Origin of the sequence: Kitasatospora sp. NPDC051853 (genome assembly GCF_044452665.1) — a bacterium.
Classification (GTDB): Bacteria; Actinomycetota; Actinomycetes; order Streptomycetales; family Streptomycetaceae; genus Kitasatospora.
Window position 1 is genome coordinate 211,613 of record NZ_JBITBY010000012.1, and the last position, 25,136, is coordinate 236,748.

Genomic DNA, 25,136 nt, shown 5'->3' on the forward strand with positions numbered 1-25,136 from the left:
CGGCCGCCCCGCCCGGTCTCCGGGAGTTGAAGCGCGGTCAGGGGACGAGGGCGCCGGGCGGGAGGCCCAGGTGGTGTTCGGCGGTGGTGCGGACGAGGGTGCCGAGGGCGGGGTGGGTGTAGTCGGCGGGGTCGTTGGCGTAGGAGCCGAGGCCGTCGATGACCACCAGGATGAGCAGGCAGGCGGCTTCGGGGTCGTCGGTGGTGAACTCGCCCGTGGTGACGCCTTCTTGGATGAGGCGGGTGAGGTCGGTGCGGGTGCGGGCCTCCTGGGTGGCGACGGCTTCGCGGAGGGCGGGGCGGTAGCGGGAGAGGTGGCGGGCGTTGAGCCACAGGCGGTCGAGGTCGGTGAAGGCCGGGCCGCTGACGCGGTGGAGGAAGAGGGCCATCCGGCGCAGGGGGGAGAGGTCCGCCTCGGAGGGCGGGAGCAGGGCGGTGCGTTCGCGGGTGGCGGCGTGGGTGAAGGCCTCGCACAGCAGGGTCTCGACGGCGGGGAAGTAGTGGCTGATCAGGCCCGGCCGGACGCCGAGGTGGTCGGCGACCAGGTGCATGGTGACGCGTTCGAGGCCCTCGGTCAGGGCCAGGCGGGCCGCGGTGTCGAGGATCTCGGCCCGGCGTTCGGCGGGGGCCTTGCGGGTGCGCGGGGCGGAGGAGGGCTGCCGGCCGCGGGGGCTTGACGTCATGGCGAGCAGCCTATTGGATGACGCACCAACAGGCTATTGGTGCTGTGACCAATAAGCCTGGCCCTGCCGTCGTGCCGCACCCCCAGCGCGGCGCGGCGGCACCGGAGACACCGCCGTCTTCCCCTCCCAGTGAAGGAAGCCACCCCCATGGCGCACACCCCTGCCACCCGTGAAGCGGGCCCCGGCCCCGCGCCAAGCGCCGGCCGTGACCGCGCGGGCCGGGTCGAGACCCGCGGCATCGACCAGGTGCCGGACGGCGAGCGGCACGGCCGCCCGTCCGAACTCTTCGCCGTCTGGGCCGCGCCCAACGTCAGCTACCTGAGCTTCGTGGTCGGCGCGGCCCTGGTGCTGCTCGGGCTGCCGCTCGGAGAGGCCGTCGCCGTCGTGCTGGCCGGGAACCTGCTCTGGCTGCTCACCGGGTACGTGGCCGTCAGCGGACCGTCCGCCGGGACGGCCGGGTCGGTGATCTCCCGTGCCATGTACGGGATCCGGGCCAACCGAGCGGTGGTCGCGCTCACCGGGTGGCTGATCTCCTCGCTCTACCTGGCGCTCAACTGGTCGGCCGCCTCGGTCGCCGCCCTCGGCCTGCCCGGACTCGTCGGGCTGCCCGCTTCGGCGGCCGTGGAGGCGGTGGTGGTCTGCGGGATCGCCGGGGTCACCGTGCTGGTCGCGCTGTTCGGGCACGCCACCATCGTCCGGCTCTACCCGGCGCTCACCGTGCTGCTGACGCTGGTGTTCGTGGTGGTCTCGGTGCTGGTGGTGCTGCGGGCAGACTGGTCGTACGCGCCCGCCGAGCCGCTCGGCGGTACGGCGCACCTGGCGGCGCTCGCCGCCGGGTTCACGCTGGTGGCCTCCGCGCCGCTCTCCTACGCCAACAGCCCCGATCTGGCGCGTTACCTGCCGCGGGAGAGCAGCCCCCGGGCGGTGGCGCTCTGGACGGCGGCCGGGGCGTACCTGCCCAGTGTGGTGTTCACCGTGGTCGGGGTGCTGGCCGCGACCAGCCTCGACATGACGGACCCTCAGCGGGCGCTGGAGGGCGTGATGCCCGGGTGGTTCGTGCCGGTGTTCGCGCTCGGGGTGGTCGGCAACATGGTGGCCAACAACGCGATGACCGCCTACAGCGCGGGCCTGTCCGTGCAGTCCATCGGCATCCGGCTGCCCCGGGCGGCGGCGGTGCTGGTGGTCGGTGCGGTCGGGGCGGGTCTGACCCTCTTCGCGGTGCTGGTCTTCGACTTCCTGACCGCCGTCAACACCATGATGGAGCTGGTGGTCGTGGTCACCGGGCCGTGCATGGGTGTCTTCGCGGCCGACGTGCTGCTGCGGCGGGGCCGGTACGACGGCCGGGCGCTGCTGGACGAGCGGCCCGGAAGCCCCTACTGGTACCGCGCCGGGATCAACCCGGCCGGGGTGCTCGCCACGGTGGCCGGGATCGGGGCGGCGGTGCTCTGCGCCGGGGCCAGCACGTGGTCCGGCCCGGTGGCGGAGGCCCTCGGCGGGGTCAACCTCGCCGTGCCGGTGGGGGTGCTGGGCGGCGCGGCCGCGTACGCGCTGCTGGCCCGTGCCTTCGGGACACTGCCCGCCGCCGCACGGTGAACCGTTCTGCCCGGTGAATCGATTCGCACACCGAACTGCTCTGTCGCCCGAACCGCACCACCACCGAAAGGCCCCCATGCACACGGAACCCGAAACCGAAGCCGACCTGATCCTCCGGGTCGGGCGGGTCCAGAACTTCGACACCGGCACCGACCGGGCCCACGTCGTCGCCGTCCGGGACGGCCGCATCCTGGCCGTCGGCGGCGAGGAGGTGTCGGCCCGTCACCTGGGCGCCGCCACGGAGCTGTTAGACTTCCCCGGCGCCACCGTCACCCCCGGTCTCACCGACGCCCACGCCCACCCCGTCTGGGGGGCCGTCGAGACCGGCAACGGACTCGGCCTGGCCGGCCTCACCACCCTGGACCAGGTGCTGGCCGCCCTCGCCGAACGGATCGCCACCGTCACGACCGGCGGCAGCTGGGTCACCGGCTACGACCTCGACCCCGACGTCTTCGACGGCGAGCCGGACGGCGCGGTGCTGGGACGTCGGTTCCCGGGCGTGCCCGTCTCCCTGATGACCCGTGACGCCCACGCCCTGGTGATCAGCCCCGCCGCGGTGGAGCGGGCCGGGCTCACCGGCGCCGAGACCTTCGACGACGCCTCCCGGATCGCCGTCGGCCCGGACGGACGCCCCACCGGCTACGTGGTCGAACTCCAGGCCATGGACCTGGTCTTCGCCCACTACCCCGAGGTGGCCCCGGCACAGGCCGCCCGGTACGTCGCCGAGCAGCTGCACCGGATGGCCGCCCACGGCCTCACCGGCCTGCACGCCCTCGACTTCGCCGACCCCTCCGAGGCCGTCTTCCGGGAGATCGAGCGCACCGGCGACCTGCCGCTGCGCATCCGCTGCTCCCCGCTGGTCCCCGCCGACTCCACCCCCGAGGTGTGGCGCGGGACGGCCGCCCTGCACGGGCGGGGCGGGCGCCGCTGGCGGGTGGAGGGCGTGAAGTTCATGCTCGACGGCACCGCGGACAACGGCTCCGCCTGGTTCGAGCACCCCGACGTGCACGGCCAGAACCACGCCCCGCTCTGGAAGGACCCCGCCGCCTACCGCCGCGCCGTCGCGTACTTCACCTCCCTCGGCATCCCCACCGCCACCCACGCGATCGGCGACCGGGCCGTCCGCTACGCCCTCGACGCCATCGAGGCGGCCGGCCCGGCCGAGGGCGGCCCGCACCGGATCGAGCACCTGGAGTCCGTCCCCGACGACCTGCTCGGCCGGTTCGCCGAGCTCGGCGTGGTGGCCGGCCTCCAGCCCGTCCACGGCACCCGGATGACCAAGGCCGACCGGAGCGACGGCTGGTCCACCCGGCTCGGCGCCGAACGCGCCGCCCGCGGCTGGCGCACCCGCGACCTGCTCGACCACGGCGCCGTCGTCGCCCTCGGCTCCGACTGGCCGATCGGCGAGGGCGACCCCCGGGCCGCCCTCGCCGACGCCCAGCTGCGCCGCCCGGTCGACAGCCCGGACACCGCCCCCGTCCAGCCCGGCCAGGCCGTCACCGCCCGCGAGGCCTACGCCGGGATGACCAGCGCCCCCGCACTGGCGGCCGGAGCCGGGGACCGCCTCGGCCGGATCGCCCCCGGGTACCTGGCCGACCTCACCGTCCTCGCCGCCGACCCGCTCGACCTGACGCCCGCTCAGCAGGCCGTCAACCCCGTCCTCGCCACCCTGGTCGACGGCCGCCCGCAGCTCCACGCGGCGCCGGTGGCGGACGGTGAGCTCCACGCCGTGCCGTCCACGGACCCCGTGCCGTCCACAGACCCCGCGCCGCCGGCCGGCCTCGCGCTGCCCACGGACCCCGTGCCGCCGGTCGGCCTCGCGCTGCCCACGGACCCCGTGCCGCCGGCCGGCCTCGCGCCGACGCACGGCGGCCCGCCGCACCACGACACCCTCCGCCCCACCCCGGGAGTGACCGCATGACCGAGCCCTTCGCCCGCCCCGACCACCGTCCCCACGTCGCCGCCACCGGCACCGACCCGCGCGAGCGCGGCCGTGCCCGGGGAGGTCGGCTCGCCACCACCCTCCCCGGCGCCTTCGAGGCGTACGGGCGCCTGTTCGCCGCCTCCGGCATCACGCCCGCCGAGATCCGCGAGGACGGCCTGCGCGCCCTGGACGCCGTCGGCGCCCACCGGCCCGGCCTGCGCGAGCAGATCGAGGGCGTGGCGGAGGGCGCCGGGATGGCGGACTGGCAGGTCGGCGCGCTCAACGCCCGCACCGAGATCCTGGCCCGCTCGCGGACCGTCCCGCCGGGCGAGTGCTCCACCGTGGTCCGGCGGGCGGCAGGCCCGGGCGGCACCGGCCGCACCCACCTCGGCGTGCAGACCTGGGACTGGCACGTGGAGCTCAGCCCGTACTGGCACACCGTCAACTCCGCCGGTGCCGCCCACGACTACGCCGGGCTCACCGAGCACGGCATCCTCGCCAAGATCGGGGTCAACAGCGCCGGTCTCGCCCTGCACTTCAACATCCTCGGCCACCGCGCCGACCGCCTCGGCGGCGTCCCCGTCCACGTGCTGGCCGCGCTGGTGCTGGAGGAGGCCGAGAGCGTCGGCCACGCCGTCGAGCTGCTGCGCGCGGCGCCGGTCACCTCCTCCGGTTCGTTCATGCTCTTCGACCGCGAGCGGGCCGTCCTGCTCGACCTCAGCCCGGTCGGCGTCTTCGAGGCCCCGGCGCTCACGGACGGCACCTGGCTGCGGACCAACCACTTCCTCACCCCCGCTCCCGCCGCCGAGGAGAAGACCCACCTCTACCAGCCCGACTCCGGGGAGCGGCACGCCTTCCTGCGCGAACGCCTCGCCCGCGAGGCAGCCGCCACCACCGGCCAGGACCTGCTGCGCCTGCTGGTCACCGGCCCCGGCGAACCGCCCGTCACCTGCCTGCCCGCCCCCGGCAGTCCGCTCGGCCACCGCTGGGCCAGCCTGGCCACCGTCCTGCTCGATCCGGCCGCACGGACCGCCCACGTGCTGGACGGCACCCCGGCCGAGCACGACACCCGCCCCTGGTACGAGCTGCGGGCCTGAGGGGCCGACGGGAGGAACGGGCGGGAAAAAACGGATCGAGGCGGGACGGTCCGTCCTGTTACGGTGAGGCCATGGCTTTCCTCTTCTTCGTCTGAGTCCGGGCACGGCGATCCCGCCGCTTCCGCAGCCCGTCGTACCTCCGCAGACCCAGAGGAAAGCACCCATGCGCCCTCGCGCCCGTTCCGCCGTGCCCACCGCGCCCGTGTCCGCTGCCGTCGCGCAGCTGTCCGTCCGGGACGTCACCAAGTCCTACGGCGCCCGTACCGTCCTCGACCAGGTCTCCTTCAGCGTCCGTCCGGGCGAGAAGGCGGCCGTGGTCGGGGAGAACGGCTCCGGCAAGTCCACCCTGCTGCGGCTGCTCGCCGGGGCGGAGGCGCCGGACGACGGCGAGGTGACCGTCGCCTTTCCCGGCGGCACCGGCCACCTCGCCCAGACCCTCACGCTCGATCCGTCCTGCACCGTGCAGGACGCCGTCGACCACGCGCTGGCCGAGCTGCGCGCCATGGAGCGGCGGCTGCGCGCGGCGGAGGAGGACCTCGCCGACGCCTCCGAGGACGAACTCGCCGCGTACGGGGAGCTGTTGACCGCCTTCGAGGAGTGCGGCGGGTACGCGGCCGACGCCCGGGTGGAGGCCGCGCTGCACGGGCTCGGCCTGGCCCGGATCACCCGGGAGCGGCGGCTCGGCTCGCTCTCCGGCGGGGAGCAGTCCCGGCTCGCGCTGGCCTGCGTGCTGGCCGCCGCCCCCGAACTGCTGCTGCTGGACGAGCCGACCAACCACCTCGACGCCGCGGCCGTGCACTGGTTGGAGGAGCACCTGCGGGCCCACCGGGGCACCGTGGTCGCGGTCACCCACGACCGGGGCTTCCTGGAGCGCATCGCCACCACGATCCTGGAGGTCGACCGCGACGAGCGCACCGTGCGGCGCTACGGCGACGGCTGGGCCGGCTACCGCGCCGCGAAGGCCGCCGCCCGGCGTGGGGCCGAGCAGCGGTACGCGGAGTGGGTGGAGGAACTCGCCTGCACGGAAGAGCTGTTGGCGGCGGCGGCCCGGCGGCTCGCCACCACGGCGCCGGACCCCAAGCAGGGGTTCGGCAAGCACCGGCGCTCCAGTGAGGCGAAGCTCGGCGGGCAGGTGCGGTCGGCGCGGGAGCGGCTGGCCTGGCTGCGGCGCCATCCGGTGGCGGAGCCGCCGGTGCCGCTGCGGTTCGCGGCGGTGCCGGTGTCGGGGCCGGGGCCGGAGGCGGGCACGGCCGGAGGGGAGGGTCCGGTCGTCGGGCTCGCCGAGGTCCGGGTCGGCCAACGGCTCCACCTGGAAGGCGAGTTGACCGTCCCGCAGGGCGGCCGGCTGCTGGTCACCGGTGAGAACGGGGCGGGCAAGAGCACCCTGCTGCGCGTCCTGGCCGGTGACCTGGAGCCGGACGGGGGCACCGTCCGCCGCCCGGCCCGGATCGGGTACCTCGCGCAGGAGCTGCCAGTGCGCCTCACCCGCCGCCCGCTGCTGGCCGCCTTCGCCGCCGGCCGGCCCGGCCTGCCGGAGGAGCACGCCCACCTGCTGCTCTCCCTGGGCCTGTTCCGGGAGGAGGACCTGTACGTGCCGGTGTCCGCCCTCTCGGCCGGACAGCAGCGGCGCCTGCAGATCGCCGTCCTGGCGACCAGCCCGGCCGACCTCCTGGTCCTCGACGAGCCGACCAACCACATCGCCCTCGACCTGGTCGAGGACCTCCAGGCCGCCCTTGCCGCCTACCCGGGAGCGGTGGTGGCCGTCTCCCACGACCGGGGCTTCCGCGAGCGCTTCGGCGGGGAGCGGCTGGAGCTGGACGCCGGCCGCCTGCTCCGGCCGGGGGCTGCGGTCCGGGCCCGTGCGTCGTAGGGTGCGGGGCGCAGGAAGTGATCGTGATCGTGTTCGGGAAGAGCGGGGGAGGCGGCTGTGATCGGAGTCGAGCCGGTCGGGTACGTGGTCGGGGGCCGGGTGCCGGTGGAGGACGACGACTGGGCGGGGGTGGAGGCGGTGATCCGGCTGGACGCCGAGCGGTTCGGGCCCGAGGCGCTGTACGGGCTCGACGGCTTCTCCCACCTGGAGGTGGTCTTCCACTTCGACCGGGTCCCGCCGGAGCGGGTGGAGACCGGGGCCCGGCACCCGCGCGGCAACCAGGACTGGCCCCTGGTGGGCATCTTCGCCCAGCGCGGCAAGAACCGGCCCAACCGGCTGGGGGTCTCGCGCTGCACGCTGCTGCGGGTGGACGGCCTGGACGTGCACGTCGCCGGGCTCGACGCGGTCGACGGCACGCCGGTGCTGGACATCAAGCCCTGGATGGCGGAGTTCGGGCCGCGCGGGGAGCAGGCCCGGCAGCCCGGCTGGGCCACGGAACTGATGAAGGGTTACTACTGACGGGGCCCGGCCGGTGAAACCGGTCGTCGTGGGCCCGAATCCTTTTCGCGCGGTGGGCCTCTTATGGTCGAGCGGTCCGACCGGGACCGCCGGAACGCGGGAGGTCCGATGACCGGAGTCGTGGTGGGTGTGGCGGTGCTGGCGGTGCTGATGTGCACGTGCACGGTGGTGCTGCGGGCACGGAGGAAGCGGCGTGGTTAGGGCCGGGGCCGGGGCGTGGCCGGAGGAGCGGCTGGTGGTGGCGGCGCAGGAGGGTGACGAGGCGTCGATCGCGGTGCTGGTCTCCGGGGCCTACCCGCACGTGCGGCGGTTCGCCTTCTCGCTCTGCGCCAGCAGCCAGGACGCGGAGGACGCGGCGCAGGACGCGATGATCGTGCTCTTCCGGAAGGTGGGCACGCTGCGGGCCAGTGCGGCGCTGGCCTCCTGGATGTTCCGGATCGTGCGCAACGAGTGCCTGCGGCGGGCCCGCCACCTGGTCCACAGCGCGGACGCGGCGCCGGAGGCGTTCGTGCCCTCGGCGGAGGAGGACGCGCTGGCGGGCCTGGAGGTCGAGCGGGTGGCCGCCGCGGTCGCGGCGCTGCCGGACGACCAGCGCCGGGTGCTGATCATGCGGGACGTGCAGGGCCTGCCGGGCCGGACGGTGGCCGACGCGCTCGGCCTGAGCACGGCGGCCATGAAGTCCCGGTTGCACCGGGCCCGGGCCGCAGTGCGGGAGAGCCTGGAGCGGGAGAGCCTGGAGCAGGCACCGGAGGAGGCGACGTGCGGGTGAAGGGAAGTCCGGGAGCCGAGTACGCCAGCCGGTCCGTGCCGGCGCACCTCCTCCGCGGGGCGGTCGGGTTCGGGGCGTTGGCGGCGGCGTTCGCGCTGCTGCCGGTGGTGGGATGGGTCGCCCTGCTGCTCCTCCCGGCCGGGCTGCTGGCACTCCGGGGGTGCCCGGCCTGCTGGGTGCTCGGCCTGGTGCAGACCGTCTCGCGGGGCAGGCTGGAGCGGCAGTGCGACGGTGGCAGCTGCCGCCTGGAGCGCCCTGCGGGGTGACCGCTCAGGAGGCCCGCAGGGCCTTGGCGCGGGCGCGCAGGAAGGAGAACCGCGGGGTCAGCGAGTACTTCCACCCGAGGGTGGAGGCGTGCCGGCCCATGGCCCGGAAGTGGACGGCGGCCTGGGCATGACGGTGGGTCATGCCCAGGAACGCCGCGAGCAGGGAGTGATCGTCGGACAGGCGGGAGTGGGCGAGCGGGGTGGTCTCGCGCCAGCGCTTGCGGACGGCGGCCATGTCGATGCCGATCTGCGGGGACTCGATCCAGGTGTGGTCCTCCAGCAGCTGCTCCTGGTGGGCGAGCAGCGGCAGTAGGACCAGGCTGTGGCCGGCGGGCGCGCGGTCGGCGGCGTCGCGGGCGAAGGCGAACATCTCCTCCTGGGAGCCGTACCACTTGGCGCACAGGTACTGCAGCGCGTCCCGGTGGCCGGAGAGGTGGAGCGGGTCGACCGCGGTCAGGGCGGCCCACCGGTGGTCGAACTCACCGCGGGAGACCTGGAGGCCGCGGGCCGTGCGGATCGCCACGGCCAGCGGGGTGGGGTCGTGCGGCGCGAGCGCGGAGGCCTTCGCGGTGAGGCGGTCGGCCTGGCCGAGGTGTGCGTGGAAGACCGGCCAGGCGTCCTGCTCGACGTGCTGCGCACTGCCGTTGCCCCGCACCTCCCAGGCCCGGACGACCTCGACCAGGGCCAGGACGCTCAGCGGGTCCGGGTCGCCGGGCTCGGCCGTGGCCCAGGCCTCCAGGGCGGCGGCGCCGTCGGTCCGGTCGCCCAGGTACTGGACCTGATGGTCCTTCAGGGCCCAGTCGCCCTCGGAGGCCCGCAGCAGGGCCCGGGCCGGCTGCCAGTCGCCGCGCTCGGCCAGCGCGGTGGCGGCCTCGTGCAGGGCGTCCCGGCCGAAGGCGCGGTCGAAGGAGACGGGCGGGAGGTAGCCCCGGGAGAGGGTCGTCAGTGCGGTCACGCGGAGAGGGTAGCTGGCCGCCCTCCGGGGGTCGTGAGGGGGGTGACCTGCGGCGTTCCGTGGACGGACGGACTGACGCCGGGTCAGGTGACCGGCAGGGCGTAGCGCTGCTTGGTGGTGGCGCGGCCGCCGAGGCGGTCGTAGAACCGGATGGCGTCGGTGTTCCAGGGCGGGGTCTGCCACTGGACCTGGGCGAGGCCGAGGGCGCGGGCCTCGGCGAGGACGGCCTCCATCAGGCGGGCGCCGAGGCCGTGGCCGCGGTGGCCGTCGCGGAGGAAGAGGCAGTCGAGGTGGAGGTACTCGGTGCCGCCCCAGGTGGAGAGCTCGGGCGCGCAGGTGGCGTAGCCGATCGGGGCGTCGCCGTCGCCCGGGTCGGCGACGAAGCAGCGCAGGCGGGGTGACGGGCCGTCGAAGAGCAGGCGGGCGAGGCGGCCGGGGAGGTCGGCCGGGGGCGGGGCGGCCCGTTCGTAGGCGGCGTGCTCGGCGGCCAGTTCGGCGATCCGGGGCAGGTCCTCCGGGCGGGCGCGGCGGACGTGGGGGACGGCGGTGGCGGGCATCTGGTGGCTCCTGGCGGGTGGCGGTGGACCGATCATGGCGGGCCACCGCCGTACCGGGCCAGGGCCGTGGACGCCAGCAGGCCTCCGGATCCCGCCAGGGCGGCGGAGGGTTCCGGCCCCGGCGGGCCTGCCCGGGCGGGCGTCAGGCGGTGTAGCCGCTCAGCGGGCCGTAGTCGGCGCAGAACGAACAGTCGCAGGAGGTCAGGGAGTTGGCGCGGCAGTGGGCGGTGATGAGCCACGGCTGCTCGGCGCAGGGGCCCGGGTCGAGCAGGGCGCCGTCGGCGGGGACGGTGCGGTGGCAGGCGGTGCAGTCGACGGAGACCTCCACGCCGGTGGCGCGCAGGCGGCGGGCGGCGTCGAGGGCGGTGTCCAGCGGGACCGGGGGCAGCAGGGGAGCGGGCAGCGGGCCGTCCAGGAGTTGCCGGCCCTGCCAGAGGCACAGGTCGGTGATCTCCCGGACGGCCAGGAGCGGCGCGGTGCCCGAGGGCGGTGCGCGGTCCACCGTGACGGTGAACTCGGGGTCTTCCACGGAGCCTCCCGGGACGGGGTGACGGGTGGTCAGGACGTCCAGAAGAGTACGGCCTGGCGGTAGCGGGCGGTGGTGCGGAGGAAGGCGAGGAGGTCCTGGTAGGCGGCCGCGGCGGAGTCCAGGGAGCCGTCGCGGGACCAGTGGCCGAGGGGGTGGACGCCGGCGGCGGTGAGGTCGGCGGCGGTGACGTCCGTGGCGAGGGTGTCGGGGGTGACGGCCTCCAGGGCCTCGACCATGCAGCGGACCTGGTCGGGCGTCAGGTAGCGGGGCGGGCCGTAGCCGAGGTCCGGGGCGCCGGGGAGTTCGGTGCCGCCGCGGACCAGGTCCACCGGGAAGCCGCGGCGGCGGAGCAGGAAGGCGATGGCGTCCCAGTACGGGCCGACGCCGTGCCGGCGGTCGGGCGCCGAGTCCTGCGGTTCGGTCAACTCCCGTGCCGCGTCCGGGTCGGCGAGGGCCCGGCCGAGGTCGGTGGGGGACAGGCGCGCGTAGTACCCGTTGATGCTCATGGCGGGGATGCTAGAGCCTGTCTGACAATTCCCGCCGGGTCCGGCCCGTCCGGCACGCACGCTCGCCGCACGGCCGGGACGCCCAAGTAGCTCCGCTACGAGGGCGTCCCGGCCGCACGCCGATCGCACGCACCGGACGACCCGGCCTGATCCGACGCGAATTGTCAGACAGGCTCTGGGCGGTCGCGGGGGCTCCGCGCCGGACAACGGGAGGGTTGTCCGGCCGGCCCGGACGGGCGCCCGGTCGACTGCGCGTCTATGCGCGTTCACGTGTTACGGAACGGGCGTTCGCCGTCCTGGGGCTTGAACCCGGGCGGGGTTGGCCCTTCACTTGTCATGTCGCCGACGTTCTTGATCCCCGGCGCTGCTCCTCCGCTCCGACGCCCTCACCCGACGAGTCTGGAGATCCCGCATGCCCCGCAGTCACACCCGCCTGCGCCGCGCCGCCGCCACCCTCGCGGCCCTGCCCCTGCTCGCCCTCGGCGCGGGCCAGGCGCTCGCCGCCCCCGCACCGCTCCCCGCCCACGCCCCGGCGGGCCAGGCCGCCGCCTCCCGGGTCGCGGCGATCGAGGACGGGGTCGCCCGCACCCTGGCCGCCGCCCTCGCCGACCCGGCGGTCCGGGAGCGGCTGCGCGCCGCGACCGCCGCCACCGACACCCCCGCCGCGCTGGCCCCGCTCGCGGCCGCCGCGGACGGCCCGGCCGCCCGCGGACTGGCCGAGGCCACCGCCACGGCGGACCGGGGCATCGCCTCGGCCAAGGGCCTGGGCGCCGACCTCGGCCCGCTGCTGCGGGTCCAGCTGGCCGACCCCTCGATGCGGCCGGCCCTGGCCGCCGGCACCGCGCCGCTGGTGGCGACCGCCGTCACCGACGACCACGCCCGCACCGTGCGCGCCTACGACAGCGCCGGGAGGGCCCACGAGCTCGCCACCGACCGGCTGCCCACCCGCCCGGTGTACCTGGTCGACCTGGACTCGGCCAAGACCCTGACGGCCGGGATCGCCGTGCTGCAGCGGGAGTTGGGCAGCCGCGGCATCGCCCCGGCGGAGACCGCGCAGTCCCTGGCCTCCGGCTGGTGGGGCACGAAGATCACGTCGGTGCGGGTGTCGGACGACGAGGAGCCCTGGTTCAAGGGCGCGGCCGAGATGTTCGCGCTGGTGAGCGGCTTCGGGCTGGACGGCAAGGTCCGGGTCGACTCGGTGGCGATGCCGTACCTCCAGTACGACGGCTCCACCTACTACCCGAACCAGATCCTGGTGAACTGGTCGAACTACAAGTACAACCTGGCCGACGTGGTCCTGATGGAGGACGACGGCGACACCAACTACCTGGCCCTCGCCCAGGCGATCGCCGCCGTGCTGCTCACCATCGCCGACCAGGGCGCGTACATCCCGCTGGTGAACGCGGTGCTGGGCGCCATGCCCGCCTCCTGGTGGGTGGACGACCCGGACTACGTGGAGTCCTGGTACACCCTGGCCCGGAGCAGCTCGGGCCGCCTCAATGGTGCCCGGGGCAACGGCTGGATGACCGTCGAGCCGTACTACGTCCAGCAGTTCTGATCCGGCGCCGGCCCTGATCCGGCGCTGACCCTGATCCGGCGGCGGTCCCCCAAGGGCCGTCGCCGTGTCAGGAGGGCAGTCGGACCCGGACGGTGAGGCCGCCGCCGGGCCGGGCGGAGGCGGTCACGGTGCCCCCGTGCGCGGTGGCGACGGCCTCGACCACGGCGAGGCCGAGCCCGGAGCCGGCCGCGCCGCCGGCCCGGCCGCGACCCCGGTGGAACGCGGTGAACAGGGCCGGGACCTCCTCCGGTTCGAGCACCGGGCCCGTGTTGGTGACCGTCAGGAGGGCGGCGCCGTCGGCGGAGCCGGTGGTGAGCTCCACCGTGCCGCCGCGGTGGTTGTGGCGGACGGCGTTGGCCAGCAGGTTGAGCGCCAGCTGCCGGAGCAGCTCGGGGTCGCCGTCCAGCGGCGCGGGCCCCGCGGAGACGGTGAGGGCGACACTGCCGTCCCGGGCCTCCCCGGCCAGCTCGCGCACCGCCGCCGAGGCGGCCTCCGCCAGATCGGTGCGGCGCGGGCGGAGGGTGCCGCTCTCGCCCCGGGCCAGCGTCAGCAGGGACGAGATGAGGCTCTCGGTCCGGGCGTTGGCGGCCAGCGCGCGCTCCACGGCCGGCCGCAGGTCGGCCGGCACCCGGCCCTGGGCGAGCGGGATCTCCAGCGCGGTGCGCTGCACGGTCAGCGGGGTGCGCAGCTCGTGCGAGGCGTGGGCGGTGAACCGGCGCTGCGCGGTGAAGCTCCGGCCCAGCCGGTCGAGCATGGCGTCGAAGGTGTCGCCGAGCTCCCGGATCTCGTCGTACGGCCCGTCCAGGGCGAGCCGTTCGTCCAGGCTGCGGTCGGCGCTGATCCGGCGGGCGGTCGCGGTGACCTGGTGCAGCCGGGCCAGCGAGCGGCGCCCGGCCCACCAGGCGAGCAGGGCGGCGAGCACGGTGAAGACGGCGAGCAGGAGCAGGGAGCGGCTCAGCAGGTCGGAGAGGATGGTGCTGCGGAAGTCCTCGAAGCCCTGGGCGGGGGTGGTCTCGGCGGCCGGGATGCCGCCCGACGGGAGGGGCTCGGGGAGCACGGGATCCGGCAGGGGCCGCAGCAGGTCCCGGTTGGCCTGGATGAGCTGACGGGCGCTCAGCCAGTTGAGCGCGAGCATCCCGCAGCCGAGCACCGCGAACACCCCGGTGGTGACCAGGGCCAGCCGTCCGCGCAGCGGGAGGCGGCCGGCGCGGGAAGGGCGGTCGGCGCGCTTCACAGCCGGTACCCGAAGCCGGGGTCGTGGACGATCAGCGGCGGCTCGCCGAGCTTGCGGCGCAGCGCGTGCACCGTCACCCGCACGGCCGTGGTGGCCGGGTCGACGGCGGTGTCCCAGAGCCGGGCCCGCAGCTCCTCGGTGGCGACCGGGGCGCCGTCGGCGGCCAGCAGCTCCTCCAGTACGCCCAGCTCACGGGGCGTCAGCTGGAGCGGGCGGCCGTCGCGTTCGGCGACCCGGCGCACGGTGTCGAGGCTGACGCCGCGCCGGCTGAGCACCACCGGGGCGCGGTTCCCGGCGGTGCGGCGGCCCAGGGCGCGCAGCCGGGCGACCAGTTCGAGGTAGGAGAAGGGTTTGGCCATGTAGTCGTCCGCGCCGTGGCCCAGGCCCTCGACCAGGTCGGAGAGGGAGCCGGCGGCGGTCAGCATCAGGATCCTGGCCGGGTGCCCGGCGGCGGCCAGCGCCCGGCAGACGGCGTCGCCGCCCAGCACGGGCAGGTCCCGGTCGAGGATCACCACGTCGTAGTCGGCCTCGCCGGTCCGCCGCAACGCCTCCAGGCCGTCGTGGGCGACGTCGCAGAGCATGCCCTCGCCGCGCAGCCCCTCGGCGAGCATCGCGGCCAGCTCCCGCTCGTCCTCGACGATCAGCACCCGCATGACCCGCTCCGCTCCGTTCGCCCTGCCGCTTCCGGCTTCCCTGCCCCAGCCTGCCGGGCGGGGCGTTAGCCGCCGGTTAGGCGCGCAGTCACGGGGGGCTCACCGCGGACTCCGTAGACCTGGTGGACGTCATCCGTGAGTACTGCCAGGGAGAGTGGACATGGACAGCCCTTCGAGGACGGGCGCGCGGTGGATCGCCGCCGCCGCCGCGGCGCTGCTGCTGACGGCCGGGTGCTCGTCCGGGAGCGCGGCGCCCGAGGTCGCCGGGGCCGGCGGCTCGGGGCGGGCGAAGCCGCAGGACGACGACCAGGTGCGCCGCGCCTGGGTGGACTGCATGCACAAGCAGGGACAGACCGGAGTGGAGCAGGACAAGGACGGGAACATCGGCTTCCCCGCCGCCCGCACCGACTCCGGCCTGCCGCCCGGCTACGAGAACGCCACGCGGATCTGCGACGAGAAGGTGCCCGGCATCCACCAGGTGCAGCAGGCGAGCAAGGCCAAGTTCGTCGAGATGGGGCGCAAGTGGGTGGCCTGCGCGCGCAAGAACGGCTACCCGGACATGCCGGACCCGGACCCGAAGGACGGGATCGTGGTGGTCCCGCGCGCCGTGTTCGACGGCACCAAGTGGGACGCCGCCGCCCGCGCCTGCGACCCGCAGTTCCCGATGCCCGGCTACCGGATCGGCGAGTGAGCGTGGCGAGCAGCGAGGGGACCCGCGGGCACCGGCGGCGCCGGATCGCCGTCCCGGTGCTGGTGGCCGTCGTCGCGGCCGGGGGCACCGCGGCCGCGCTGGCCGGGCCCTGGGAGCGCGGCGGAGGAGCGTCCGACCGGGCCGCCGTGGCCTTCGACCTGGTGACGGTGGAGCAGGGGTCGCTCTCCAGCGGCATCCAGCTCACCGGGACGCTGGTGCACGACGCGCCCGTCCCGGTGGCCGCCGCCGGCAAGGGAGTGCTCACCGCACTGCCCGCCGTCGGCTCGGTGGTCAGGGCCGGGGAGCGGCTCTACGAGACCGACGGACAGCCGGTGGTGCTGATGACCGGTCAGCGCCCGCTCTGGCGCGACCTGGGCCCGGGGGCCGCGGAGGGGCCCGACGTCGAGCAGCTGAAGCGGAACCTGATCGACCTCGGCTTCGCGCACGGCCTCGGTCTGACCGCGGACCGCGCGTTCACCCCGGCCACCGCCACCGCCGTGAAGCGCTGGCAGAAGTCACTGGGCGTCAGGGAGACCGGCACGGTGGCGCTCGGCAGCGTGGTGATGCTGCCGGAGAAGGCGGTGCGGGTGCAGCAGCTCGGCACCCGGCTCGGCTCGGCCGTCGGCGGCGACCCGGTCCTGACCGTGACCCGGACCGACCTGGTCGTCACCGTGCAGCCCGCCGAGAACCAGGTCTCCCGGTTCAAGCCCGACGGGCGGGTCCGGATCAGGCTGGCCGACGGCACCACCGTCGACGGCCGGGTCCGCTCGCTGGTGCGCGGCTCCGCCGACGGGGAGGAGAAACCCGGCGCCGGATCGGACGGCCCGGGTGCGAAGGCCACTGCCGTCCTGGTGCTGGACGGTCAGGAGAAGGCCCAGCAGGCCGGGCCCTCCCCGGTGACGGTCACCGTCGTCGGCGACACCGCCGAGAACGCGTTGATCGTCCCCGTCACCGCCCTGCTCGCCCTGGACGGCGGGGGCTACGGCGTCCGGGTCTCCGAGGGCGGCGCCACCCGGCTGGTCCGGGTGCAGCTCGGCCTGATCGCCGACGCCAAGGCCCAGATCACCGGTCAGGTGGCAGCGGGTGCCCAGGTGGTGATCCCCAAGTGAGCCTCGAAGCACATGGGTCGACGGCTCCGGTGCTGGAGCTGTCGGGTGTCGGCAAGGAGTACCCGGGCACCCCGCCGGTGCGCGTCCTGCACGGGGTCGACCTGACCGTCCAGGCCGGTGAACTCCTCGCCGTGGTCGGCCCGTCCGGCTCCGGCAAGTCCACCCTGCTGGCCCTGCTCGGCTCCCTGGACCGGCCCGGCTCCGGCCGGCTGCGCTTCGAGGGGCGCGACCTCGCCGGACTGTCCGACGCCGAACTGGCGGCGCTGCGGGCGCACCGGATCGGCTTCGTCTTCCAGCAGTTCTTCCTGCTGCCCGGGCTCAGCACCGTGGAGAACGTGGCCACCGGCCTGCTGTACGGCGGCGCCCCGGCGGCCGAGCGCCGGGCGCGGGCGGTCGAGACGCTGCGCTCCGTCGGCCTCGGGCACCGGCTGGACCACCACCCGGACCAGCTCTCGGGCGGAGAGCGCCAGCGGGTGGCGATCGCCCGGGCACTGGTCGGCCGCCCGGCCCTGCTGCTGGCCGACGAGCCGACCGGCGCGCTGGACAGCGCGTCGGGGGAGGGCGTGGTCGAGCTGCTGCGGACCCTGAACGCCGACGGCACCACGGTCGTGGTGATCACCCACGACCGGGACCTGGCCGCCTCCTTCCCCCGCCGGGTCGGCATCCACGACGGCCGGATCGCCTTCGACGAACGCGGCCCCGCGAGCGCCGGAGGTGACGGGTGAGCCCCCGTCAGCGCTCCGCCCGACGGCGGGTCAGGCTGCGCCCGGCCGACCTGGTGCGGCTCGGCACGATCGGGCCGCGCACCCGGCGGTTGCGCACCGCGCTTTCCGCCCTCGGCATCGCGCTGGGGATCGCCGCCGTGGTCGCGGTCACCGGGATCGCCGGCTCCCACCAGGAGCACCTGCTGCGCCGGCTGGACCAGCTGGGCTCCAACCTGATCACCGTGACCCCGGGCAAGGGCAGCGACCAACAGCCGGTGCCGCTGCCGCCCACCGCCGAGAGGATGCTGGGCGCCATCGGCCCCGTCCAGCAGGTCACCGCGACCGGCGCCACCCGGGCCGAGGTCTACCGGAACGACCTGGTGCCGCCCCAACAGACCAACAGCATCACGGTGTTGGCCGCCCGTCCGAACCTGCTGGAGGTGCTGCACGCGAGGATGGGCAGCGGGCGCTGGCTGGACGGAGCGGGGGAGAACCTCCCGGTCACGGTGCTCGGCGACCGGACCGCCGAACGGCTCGGCGTGACGGCGCCGGGCGAACGGGTCTGGCTGGGCGGCCAGTGGTACACTGTCCTCGGCGTCCTGGCGCCGAACGAACTGGCCCCCGAACTCGCCACCACCGCCCTGGTCGGCTGGCCGCAGGCCGTCGCCCACCTCGGCGCGGACGGCACCGCCGCCACCGTCTACCTGCGCGCCCACCCCGAACGCGTTCCGCAGGTCCAGGCCGTGGCGGCGGCCAGCGCCGACCCGGCGAGCCCGGCCACGGTGGCCGTCAGCCGGCCCTCCGACCTGCTGGCGGCCCGGGCCGAGACCCGGTCGGCGCTGACCGGGCTGGTGCTGGCGCTGGCCGGGGTGGCCCTGCTGGTGGGCGGGGTCGGCATCGCCAACACGATGGTGGTGGGCGTGATGGAGCGCCGGGGCGAGATCGGCCTGCGGCGGGCGCTCGGCGCGCGCGGCGGGCAGATCGCGGCGCAGTTCCTGCTGGAGGCGGTGCTGACCGGACTCGTGGGCGGCGTGGGCGGTCTGCTCCTGGGCGTGCTCACCGTGTACGGCTACGCCCTGGCCCAGGGCTGGCCGGCCGCCGTCCCGCCGTACACCCTGCTCGCCGGGCCCGCCGTGGCGGTGGTGGTGGCCGCCGTGGCGGGGATCTACCCGGCGCTGCGGGCCGCCCGGGCCTCGCCCACCGAGGCGCTGCGCTCGGCCTGAGCGGTGGCGCGCTGCCCGGGCCCGTGGTGGAACGCGGGCCCGGGCAGCGGTGCGTGACGGCCCGCCGGGTGACGGCCTGCCGGGGGTGGCGTGCCGGGTGACGGTTCACCAGGTGACGGGCAGCTCCCGCAGGCCGTGGACGGCGGAGGAGCTGCGGTACTCCAGCTCCTCGAAGGGGACGGCCAGGCGCAGGCCGGGCAGGCGGCGGAACAGGGTGGAGAGGGCGATCCGCAGCTCGAACCGGGCCAGCGGCTGGCCCAGGCACTGGTGGACGCCGAAGCCGAAGGCCAGGTGGCGCCGGGCGTCGCGGCCGATGTCCAGGACGTCGGGGTCGGCGAACAGCTCCTCGTCGCGGTTGGCGGTGGAGAGCATGCAGACCACGCCCTCCCCGGCCCGGACCAGGGTGCCGCCCAGCTCGACGTCCTCCAGCGCCACCCGGGGGACGCCGTGGTGGACGATGGTCAGGTAGCGCAGCAGCTCCTCCACCGCGCCGTTGGTCAACTCCGGCTCTCCGCGCAGCCGTTCGGCCTGCTCCGGGTTGCGCAGCAGGGCCAGGGTGCCGAGCGCGGTCATGTTGGCGGTGGTCTCGTGCCCGGCCACCAGCAGGAGCAGGCCCATCGAGGCGGCCTCGGGCATGGTGAGCTCGCCGCGCGCGACCAGGCGGCTGATCAGGCTGTCGTCCGGGGCGAGCCGCTTGGTCTCGGCCAGTTCGGTGAGGTAGGCGGTCAGGGCGTCGACGGCCTCGGTCACCTCCTCGGCGGGGGCGGTGAGGTCCAGCAGGCTGCGGCTGTGGCGCTGGAAGAAGTCGTGGTCCCGGTAGGGCACGCCGAGCAGCAGGCAGATCACCAGCGAGGGGATCGGCAGGGCGAACTCGGCGACCAGGTCGGCGGGCCCGCCGCCGGCGGTCATCCGGTCCAGCGCCTCGTCGACGATCCGCTGGATCTCCGGGCGCATCGCCTCCACCCGCTTGATGATGAACTCCCCGGTGAGCATGCGGCGTTGGCGTGCGTGCTCGGGGTCGTCCAGCCGGATGAAGCTGGGGGTGGTGCGGTTGGTGAGCTCGCGCCGGCCCGGGGAGAGGAACGGGAAGCCCGGGTGCCGGGCGTCGGCGCTGAAGCGCGGGTCGGAGAGGGCGGTGCGGATCTCCTGGTAGCCCGTCAGCAGGTGGCAGGAGGTGCCGTCCCAGAGCCGGGCCTCGGTGACGGGGGCGGTCCTGGCGGCCTGGTGGTAGGCGGGCAGCGGGTCGAAGGGGCAGCGGCCGGCGGCGGCGGGCAGCTCGGTGGGGGCGGGGCCGGTGCGGCTCGGCCGCGGGGCGGTGGTGTCGATGCTCATGGAGTGGCGCTCCTTCGGGCGGGGGCTTCGGTGAGGCTGATGGCGCCGCCGGGGCAGAGGGCGGTGGCGAGCCGCACGGCCGGGAGTTCGGCGGGCCCGGGCTCCGGGTCGAGCACCCGGACCAGGCCGTCGTCCTCGCTCTGGTCGAAGACCGCGGGGGCGGTCAGCACGCACTGGCCGGAGCCGCAGCACCGGTCCTGATCAACGGTCACCTGCATGGGCGGGCACCTCGGTCCGTCTCGTGAATCGGTTTCCCTAGGCAACCAAGTCACTCTAGCCCCGTACCCATCGCACACGAAGGTCTTGGGCGCGCCGTGCCGGAAATGGCGGAAAACCGCCCATGGCGGGGCGGGTGGGGCCGCCGTCACCCCCTGCCCCTACGATGACGGCGCCCGTCCCCGCACACCAGGAGACCCGCGATCGCCGCCGACCTCGCCGCTCTCCTCCGGGGCGCCCTCGACCTGCTCGCCCGCCCCGGACTGCGGCCGCGCGAACTGGACCCGCACGCCACCAGCACCGTCGACGTGGCCGGCCGCCCGAGCGTCGGCCTGGCCGTCGCGCCGGACGGGCCGGTGGTGCTCTGGTCCGCGCTCGGCCCGTACGAGGAGTGGATGGCGGCCCGGCTCGCGGGGCCGTACCTCGCGCTGCACCTGGAGGCCGACTCCGGGTACTTCCACCTCGGGCAGCCGGCCCTGGTCCGGGAGCGCGGACAGCTCCGGCTGGTCGCCGAGCTGCGGCCGGAGGCGCTGGAGTCGGCGGGGGAGCTGGCCGCGGCGCTGGCGGTCTACCTGGACCGGCAGCGCCGCGCGCACGAGTTGGTCACCGCGGCCGCCGCCCCGTGACGTCCGGTCAGGTGCGGGCGGAGGCGTTCGCCCGAAGGTGTGCCAGCAGGGCGGGCACGTCGTTGTCCGGGTCGCCGTCACGGGTGACGGCGGTCATCGCCTGGAGGGCGGCGCGGGCCAGGCCGCCGTTGCCGGCCGGGGTGTCGGGGACGGTCCGGGCCCAGCTCTCCAGCAGGTAGCCCCACTGGATCAGCAGGCGGGAGGAGAAGCCCTTCTCCAGCGTCGCGAGCTGCGCCTCGCGCTCGGCGGGCGGCCGGCCGGCCAGGCCCAGCGCCTCGGTCAGCAGCAGCTCCAGCGCGTAGGCGCCGTACCGGGCGACCAGCAGGGCGAGCGCCATCTCGCCCGGCCCGCCCCGGGCCAGGGCGGTCAGGGCGCGCTCGTCCTGCTTCCAGGCGGCCTCCAGGGCGTTCACGGCCCGCAGCATCTGATCCGGCGTCATGTCGGGTCTCATGGCGGCACCGTAGCCGCTCGCCGGGGCCCCGGCGGCCGCCCGGCGTTCAGTGGGCCCAGGTGTTCAGCGGACCCAGACTTTCAGCGGACCCAGGTGCGGGTGAGGTCCTGGACGGCGGAGCCGTCGAGGTCGGCCAGCTTGGTGCCGGTGAACTCCTCGGCCCACCGCGAGGTCTGGACGCGGAAGGCCGGGTGCTCCTCGGTCAGGGCCGCGACGACCGGGGCGGCGGCCTCGGCGGGGGACTGGGCGTTGGAGAAGGAGATCCGGGTGCGGGTCAGGTACGCCTGGAGGGCCGGGGCGTAGGGGCCGGCCTGGTCCAGCAGGGCGGGGACGTCCAGGCCGAGGTTGGCGACGAACTCGCTGGCCACCGCGCCCGGTTCGACCACGGTGACGCCGACGCCCACCGTGGCGGCGACGGGGGCGAGCGACTCCATGAAGCCCTCGACGGCGAACTTGGCCGCGCAGTAGGCCTCGTTGAAGGGCTGGCCGACGATGCCGCCGACGCTGGTCACGGTGGCCACCCGGCCGCCGGAGGCGCGCAGGTGGGGGAGGGCGGCCCGGGTGACCGCCACCACGCCGAAGAAGTTGACCTCCATGGTGGCGCGGACGGCGTCCAGGCCGCTCTGCTCGATGGTGCCCACCCCGGCGGCGCCGGCGTTGTTGACCAGCGCGTCGAGGCGGCCGTGCTCGGCGATCACCTCGGCCAGGCAGGCGTCGACGCCCTCCTGGTCGGTCACGTCCAGGCGCTTGACCCGGACGCGCCCGGCCAGCCCCTCCTCGGCGGCCGCCCGGAGGAGCGGCCCGGCCTTGCCGGTGTCCCGCATGGTGGCGATCACGGTCCAGCCGGCCCGGGCGGCTCCGAGGGCGGCGGCCAGGCCGATGCCGGAGGAGGTGCCGGTGATCAGGACGGTCTTCTCGGGGGTGGCGGTCATGCGGGGTTCACTCCATCAGGGCGTGGTGGGCGGCCAGGGCGTGGCGGGCGACGCCGACGGCGCTAACCGGGGAACTCCCCGGTTCGCTTCCGAAGGTAACCGGGGGACTCCCCGTTTGTCCAAGTAGACTGATCACCCGACGAAAGGAACCGCCCGTGCCGAGCCAGCCGAGCCAACCGGCCCCCCTGCGGGCCGACGCCCGCCGCAACCGCGAGCGCATCCTCGAAACGGCCGTCCGCGCCTTCGCCGAGCAGGGCCCGGACGTGCCGATGGACGCCATCGCCAAGGCCGCCGGTGTCGGCTCGGCCACCCTCTACCGCCACTTCCCCCGGCGGGAGGAGCTGGTCGAGGCGGCCTACCGCAACGAACTGGCGCGGGTCTGCGACAGTGCCGCCGAACTGCTGGCCGAGTACCCGCCGGACCGGGCCATGCGGCTGTGGATGGACGGTTTCATCGACTACCTGACGGCCAAGCAGGGCATGGCCGGCGCGCTCCGCGCGGCCGTCGCCTCCGGCGCGGACCCGTACGCCCAGACCCTGGAGCGGCTCGGCGCCGCCATCGACTCGCTGCTGCGGGCGGGCGCCGAGGCCGGTCTGCTGCGCGCCGATGTGGAGGCGCTCGACGTCGGGCTCAGCCTCACCGGCGTCGCCCAGGTCACCGGCACCCCGGAGCAGCGCGAGCGGGTCGGCCGGCTGCTCGACCTGATCCTGGACGGGCTCCGCTACGGGGTGGAGCGGCAGGACTGACGGACCCTCAGTGACCGCGGGTCCAGCCGGGAGTCCAGCCGGGGGTCCAGGTGCCCGGGGCGTCGTGGCCCGGGGAGGCGGCGGCCAGGTGGGCGCGCAGGGCGGCCAGGGCGGGGTGGGCGTTGTCGCGGTGCCAGAGGAAGGAGTGCGGGTAGACGGGCGTCGGGTCGGTGACCGGGATGCGGCGCAGGTCGTGCCCGGCGGGCCAGAGCAGCCGGGTGTGCCCGCCCGTGAAGGTGGCCAGGGCCGGGGTGTCGGCGATGGTGTCCAGCAGGACGTCGGAGCCGAAGTTGGGGCCGGTCGCCTCGATGGTGAGGCCGAACTCCGCGGACAGCTCCGCGTAGTAGGCGGCCCACTCACTGCCGGGCAGCAGGCCCGGCATCCAGATCCGGTGCGCGGCCAGCTCGGCGAGCGTCACCGACCGGGCGCGCGCCAGCGCGTGGTCCGGGCCGGTGAGCAGGAGCAGCGGCTCGTCGAGCACCCGGACGGAGCGCAGGTCCTCGGGCAGCGGGTGGCCCGGTGCGGCCACCGCGCGGAACGACCCGTCGACCGCTCCCGAGCGGATCGCGGCCACCGCCTCCTCGATGCCGAGCAGCATCAGCACGTCCAACTCGGTCTCCGGGTGCGCCCCGTGGAAACCGCGCATCAGGCCCGAGCCCGCGCCGCGCGAGTTCAGCACGTCGATCCGCAGCGCGCGCCGGCCGGTGCGGACGGAGGCGAGGGCGCGTTCGGCGGCGCGCAGCAGCTCGCGGGCGTGCGGGAGGAAGGCCCGGCCGTCGATGGTCAGCTCCGCGCCGCGCGGGGTGCGGGTGAACAGCCGCACCCCGAGGCTGCGCTCCAGTGCGGCGATCCGCTTGGAGACGGCCTGCTGGGTGAGTGTCAGCTCGCTCGCGGCTTCCTGGAACCGCCCCGCGTCGGCGGCGGCCACGAAGGTGCGGACGGTGTCGAGGTCCATGGTCCGTCACTGTACGGGAACAACCACTGGTTGTGGCTCGGGGCCGGATCGTTGTTTGACCCCCGGGGATCCCGACACTTTTGATGTCCGAGGTCGCCCGCGGGTTGTGCGGGCCGGGCGGAGGGTGTGGTCCGATGGGGCGTCGGTTCGGGTGGTTCCTGGGTGCGTACGGCGTGAGCGCGCTGGGCACCTGGCTGGCCTTCGGCGCGTTCCCGGTGATCGCCGTCCAGGTGCTGCACGCCGGGCCGGCCGAGGTCGCCCTGCTCTCCTCGGCCGCCGCCCTGGCCGGAGCCGCGGCCGCCGTGCCGCTCGGGGCCCGGGTGGAGCACCGGCGCAAGCGGCCGGTCATGGTGGCCGCGGACCTGGTGCGGTGCGCCGCGCTGCTGACCGTCCCCGCCGGGTACGCGCTCGGCGCGCTCACCCTGCCCTGGCTGCTCGGCGTCACGGCCCTGGTGGCGACGGCCGAGGTCACCTTCCGCGCGGCCTCCGGCGCGTACCTGCGCACCCTGCTGCCCGAGGGCGAGCTGCTGGCCGCCAACGCCCGCCTGGAGGCGACGAGTTGGACGGCCACGGCGGTCGGCCCGCCGCTGGGCGGCGCCCTGGTCGGCCTGCTGGGCCCGGTCGCGACCGTGGCGGCCGACGCCGTCAGCCACCTGCTCTCCGCCCTGGGCCTCGGCGCGATCGGCGGCCGCGAGCCGGTGCGGCCCCGTCCGGAGGCCACCCACCGGCGGGACCTGCTCGACGGCTGGCGGCTGATCCTGGCCGACCCGGTGCTGCGGCCCCTGCTGCTGCACACCGCCCTCTTCAACGGACTGGTCACCGCCACCGAGCCGCTGCTCGCCGTGCTGATGCTCGGTCAGCTCGGCTTCGCCCCCTGGCAGTACGGCCTCGCCTTCGCCCTGCCCTCCCTCGGCGGCCTGCTCGGCGCCCGACTGGCCCGCCCGCTGGCCGCCCGCCTCGGCGAGTACCGGGTGCTGCGCGCCGCCGGCACGCTGCGCGCGCTCTGGCCGCTCGGCCTGGTCCTGGTCGGCCCGGGGACGGGCGGGCTGGTGGTGGTGACGGTGGTGGAACTCGGGCTGATCGTCTGCTGCGCCGTCTTCAACCCGCTGCACGCCACCTGGCGGCTGCGGCGGACCGGGCCCGGCCACACCGTCCGGGTCCTGACGGCCTGGTCGGTGACGACCCGCCTCGCCACCGGCCTGCTGACGGCCGGCTGGGGCGTGCTGGGCAGTGTGGTGGGGGTCAGGACGGCGCTCGGGCTGGCCGGTGCGGTGGTGCTGGTGACACCGCTGCTGCTCCCTTCGCGGGGGAATTCGACGAGGCGTTTCTGTCAGTGGTCGGCCGTAAGGTGGAACCAACGCTGAAGGGAGCGCCGGAAAGGCGCCCGAATCGCGTTTCCGCCGCTCTGTTTTCATTGCACTGTCGAATTGGGGGCTCCG

At 75.5% G+C, this 25,136-nt stretch carries 27 protein-coding genes; 15 read left to right on the forward strand and 12 right to left on the reverse strand.

Translation table 11 applies throughout. The annotated features are described in order from the left end of the window. Positions 1 to 37 precede the first annotated feature (37 nt). Positions 38 to 682 carry a TetR/AcrR family transcriptional regulator gene (locus tag ACIA8O_RS31255; RefSeq protein WP_396297352.1) on the reverse strand — a complete coding sequence of 215 codons (645 nt, stop codon included), beginning with the start codon at positions 680 to 682 and terminating at the stop codon, positions 38 to 40. 147 nt (positions 683 to 829) lie between these two features. Here ACIA8O_RS31255 and ACIA8O_RS31260 point away from each other — a divergent pair, with 147 nt between their 5' ends. The 7 genes from ACIA8O_RS31260 to ACIA8O_RS31290 all read left to right on the forward strand — a co-directional run bounded on the left by ACIA8O_RS31260 (position 830) and on the right by ACIA8O_RS31290 (position 8,720). Further along, on the forward strand, positions 830 to 2,275 hold the full coding sequence (locus tag ACIA8O_RS31260) for a purine-cytosine permease family protein (RefSeq protein ID WP_396297353.1): 1,446 nt from the start codon (positions 830 to 832) through the stop codon (positions 2,273 to 2,275). A 76-nt stretch (positions 2,276 to 2,351) separates the two neighbouring features. Further along, positions 2,352 to 4,196 (forward strand): amidohydrolase family protein, encoded by a 1,845-nt coding sequence (locus ACIA8O_RS31265; protein ID WP_396297354.1) that lies wholly within the window; start codon positions 2,352 to 2,354, stop codon positions 4,194 to 4,196. Beyond that, a complete protein-coding gene (locus tag ACIA8O_RS31270) occupies positions 4,193 to 5,296 on the forward strand; it encodes a C45 family autoproteolytic acyltransferase/hydolase (protein ID WP_396297355.1) in 1,104 nt (367 codons plus the stop codon). Before ACIA8O_RS31265 ends, ACIA8O_RS31270 begins: the two co-directional genes overlap by 4 nt. Before the next feature lie 163 nt (positions 5,297 to 5,459). Beyond that, complete coding sequence (abc-f, locus tag ACIA8O_RS31275; RefSeq protein WP_396297356.1) at positions 5,460 to 7,166, forward strand: ribosomal protection-like ABC-F family protein; 1,707 nt, start codon at positions 5,460 to 5,462, stop codon at positions 7,164 to 7,166. A 60-nt stretch (positions 7,167 to 7,226) separates the two neighbouring features. Beyond that, positions 7,227 to 7,685 carry an SAM-dependent methyltransferase gene (locus ACIA8O_RS31280; RefSeq protein WP_396297437.1) on the forward strand — a complete coding sequence of 153 codons (459 nt, stop codon included), beginning with the start codon at positions 7,227 to 7,229 and terminating at the stop codon, positions 7,683 to 7,685. 193 nt (positions 7,686 to 7,878) lie between these two features. After that, positions 7,879 to 8,454, forward strand: a complete 576-nt coding sequence (locus tag ACIA8O_RS31285; protein ID WP_396297357.1) for an RNA polymerase sigma factor — start codon at positions 7,879 to 7,881, stop codon at positions 8,452 to 8,454. After that, positions 8,451 to 8,720, forward strand: coding sequence for a hypothetical protein (locus tag ACIA8O_RS31290; RefSeq protein ID WP_396297358.1), 270 nt, complete (start codon positions 8,451 to 8,453; stop codon positions 8,718 to 8,720). Before ACIA8O_RS31285 ends, ACIA8O_RS31290 begins: the two co-directional genes overlap by 4 nt. 4 nt (positions 8,721 to 8,724) lie before the next feature. On the opposite strand, the gene ACIA8O_RS31295 is transcribed toward ACIA8O_RS31290, so the two are convergent. The 4 genes from ACIA8O_RS31295 to ACIA8O_RS31310 all read right to left on the reverse strand — a co-directional run bounded on the left by ACIA8O_RS31295 (position 8,725) and on the right by ACIA8O_RS31310 (position 11,267). Further along, positions 8,725 to 9,675 carry a hypothetical protein gene (locus tag ACIA8O_RS31295; RefSeq protein WP_396297359.1) on the reverse strand — a complete coding sequence of 317 codons (951 nt, stop codon included), beginning with the start codon at positions 9,673 to 9,675 and terminating at the stop codon, positions 8,725 to 8,727. An 83-nt stretch (positions 9,676 to 9,758) separates the two neighbouring features. Then, positions 9,759 to 10,232 carry a GNAT family N-acetyltransferase gene (locus ACIA8O_RS31300; protein ID WP_396297360.1) on the reverse strand — a complete coding sequence of 158 codons (474 nt, stop codon included), beginning with the start codon at positions 10,230 to 10,232 and terminating at the stop codon, positions 9,759 to 9,761. Between the two features lie 142 nt (positions 10,233 to 10,374). Further along, the gene (locus tag ACIA8O_RS31305) at positions 10,375 to 10,761 is read right to left on the reverse strand and encodes a hypothetical protein (protein ID WP_396297361.1); all 387 of its coding nucleotides are present in this window, start codon (positions 10,759 to 10,761) and stop codon (positions 10,375 to 10,377) included. Positions 10,762 to 10,790: 29 nt separating this feature from the next. Then, the gene (locus ACIA8O_RS31310) at positions 10,791 to 11,267 is read right to left on the reverse strand and encodes a YfbM family protein (protein ID WP_396297362.1); all 477 of its coding nucleotides are present in this window, start codon (positions 11,265 to 11,267) and stop codon (positions 10,791 to 10,793) included. A gap of 412 nt (positions 11,268 to 11,679) precedes the next feature. Here ACIA8O_RS31310 and ACIA8O_RS31315 point away from each other — a divergent pair, with 412 nt between their 5' ends. Beyond that, a complete protein-coding gene (locus ACIA8O_RS31315; RefSeq protein WP_396297363.1) occupies positions 11,680 to 12,825 on the forward strand; it encodes a DUF3103 family protein in 1,146 nt (381 codons plus the stop codon). Between the two features lie 67 nt (positions 12,826 to 12,892). Here ACIA8O_RS31315 and ACIA8O_RS31320 read toward each other — a convergent pair whose 3' ends face one another. Both ACIA8O_RS31320 and ACIA8O_RS31325 read right to left on the reverse strand, forming a co-directional pair. Further along, positions 12,893 to 14,059: an ATP-binding protein gene (locus ACIA8O_RS31320; protein WP_396297364.1), complete on the reverse strand. Its 1,167-nt coding sequence runs from the start codon at positions 14,057 to 14,059 to the stop codon at positions 12,893 to 12,895. Beyond that, positions 14,056 to 14,712, reverse strand: a complete 657-nt coding sequence (locus ACIA8O_RS31325; protein WP_396297365.1) for a response regulator transcription factor — start codon at positions 14,710 to 14,712, stop codon at positions 14,056 to 14,058. The genes ACIA8O_RS31320 and ACIA8O_RS31325 overlap by 4 nt, the downstream gene beginning before the upstream one ends. A 160-nt stretch (positions 14,713 to 14,872) precedes the next feature. Here ACIA8O_RS31325 and ACIA8O_RS31330 point away from each other — a divergent pair, with 160 nt between their 5' ends. From ACIA8O_RS31330 to ACIA8O_RS31345, 4 genes are read left to right on the forward strand one after another with little or no spacing between them, the layout of a single operon-like run. Beyond that, on the forward strand, positions 14,873 to 15,403 hold the full coding sequence (locus ACIA8O_RS31330) for a hypothetical protein (protein ID WP_396297366.1): 531 nt from the start codon (positions 14,873 to 14,875) through the stop codon (positions 15,401 to 15,403). Then, positions 15,400 to 16,512, forward strand: coding sequence for a peptidoglycan-binding protein (locus ACIA8O_RS31335; protein ID WP_396297367.1), 1,113 nt, complete (start codon positions 15,400 to 15,402; stop codon positions 16,510 to 16,512). Before ACIA8O_RS31330 ends, ACIA8O_RS31335 begins: the two co-directional genes overlap by 4 nt. Next, on the forward strand, positions 16,509 to 17,237 hold the full coding sequence (locus ACIA8O_RS31340) for an ABC transporter ATP-binding protein (protein ID WP_396297368.1): 729 nt from the start codon (positions 16,509 to 16,511) through the stop codon (positions 17,235 to 17,237). The genes ACIA8O_RS31335 and ACIA8O_RS31340 overlap by 4 nt, the downstream gene beginning before the upstream one ends. After that, positions 17,234 to 18,439 carry an ABC transporter permease gene (locus ACIA8O_RS31345; protein ID WP_396297369.1) on the forward strand — a complete coding sequence of 402 codons (1,206 nt, stop codon included), beginning with the start codon at positions 17,234 to 17,236 and terminating at the stop codon, positions 18,437 to 18,439. Before ACIA8O_RS31340 ends, ACIA8O_RS31345 begins: the two co-directional genes overlap by 4 nt. Before the next feature lie 105 nt (positions 18,440 to 18,544). Here ACIA8O_RS31345 and ACIA8O_RS31350 read toward each other — a convergent pair whose 3' ends face one another. Next, entirely contained in the window at positions 18,545 to 19,771 is a 1,227-nt protein-coding gene (locus tag ACIA8O_RS31350) for a cytochrome P450 (RefSeq protein ID WP_396297370.1), read from the reverse strand. Then, positions 19,768 to 19,989: a ferredoxin gene (locus ACIA8O_RS31355; protein WP_396297371.1), complete on the reverse strand. Its 222-nt coding sequence runs from the start codon at positions 19,987 to 19,989 to the stop codon at positions 19,768 to 19,770. The genes ACIA8O_RS31350 and ACIA8O_RS31355 overlap by 4 nt, the downstream gene beginning before the upstream one ends. A 306-nt stretch (positions 19,990 to 20,295) precedes the next feature. Here ACIA8O_RS31355 and ACIA8O_RS31360 point away from each other — a divergent pair, with 306 nt between their 5' ends. Beyond that, positions 20,296 to 20,613: a hypothetical protein gene (locus tag ACIA8O_RS31360; protein ID WP_396297372.1), complete on the forward strand. Its 318-nt coding sequence runs from the start codon at positions 20,296 to 20,298 to the stop codon at positions 20,611 to 20,613. 7 nt (positions 20,614 to 20,620) lie between these two features. Here the strand turns inward: ACIA8O_RS31360 and ACIA8O_RS31365 are convergent, their stop codons facing one another. Both ACIA8O_RS31365 and ACIA8O_RS31370 read right to left on the reverse strand, forming a co-directional pair. Then, positions 20,621 to 21,064, reverse strand: coding sequence for a hypothetical protein (locus tag ACIA8O_RS31365; RefSeq protein WP_396297373.1), 444 nt, complete (start codon positions 21,062 to 21,064; stop codon positions 20,621 to 20,623). Positions 21,065 to 21,144: 80 nt separating this feature from the next. Continuing rightward, a complete protein-coding gene (locus ACIA8O_RS31370) occupies positions 21,145 to 21,996 on the reverse strand; it encodes an SDR family NAD(P)-dependent oxidoreductase (protein WP_396297374.1) in 852 nt (283 codons plus the stop codon). Between the two features lie 155 nt (positions 21,997 to 22,151). Between ACIA8O_RS31370 and ACIA8O_RS31375 the strand changes: the two genes are divergently transcribed. Continuing rightward, positions 22,152 to 22,742 carry a TetR/AcrR family transcriptional regulator gene (locus ACIA8O_RS31375; protein ID WP_396297375.1) on the forward strand — a complete coding sequence of 197 codons (591 nt, stop codon included), beginning with the start codon at positions 22,152 to 22,154 and terminating at the stop codon, positions 22,740 to 22,742. A gap of 7 nt (positions 22,743 to 22,749) precedes the next feature. Here the strand turns inward: ACIA8O_RS31375 and ACIA8O_RS31380 are convergent, their stop codons facing one another. Further along, complete coding sequence (locus tag ACIA8O_RS31380; protein ID WP_396297376.1) at positions 22,750 to 23,697, reverse strand: LysR family transcriptional regulator; 948 nt, start codon at positions 23,695 to 23,697, stop codon at positions 22,750 to 22,752. A 134-nt stretch (positions 23,698 to 23,831) separates the two neighbouring features. Here ACIA8O_RS31380 and ACIA8O_RS31385 point away from each other — a divergent pair, with 134 nt between their 5' ends. Next, entirely contained in the window at positions 23,832 to 25,061 is a 1,230-nt protein-coding gene (locus tag ACIA8O_RS31385) for an MFS transporter (RefSeq protein ID WP_396297377.1), read from the forward strand. Positions 25,062 to 25,136: the final 75 nt, after the last annotated feature.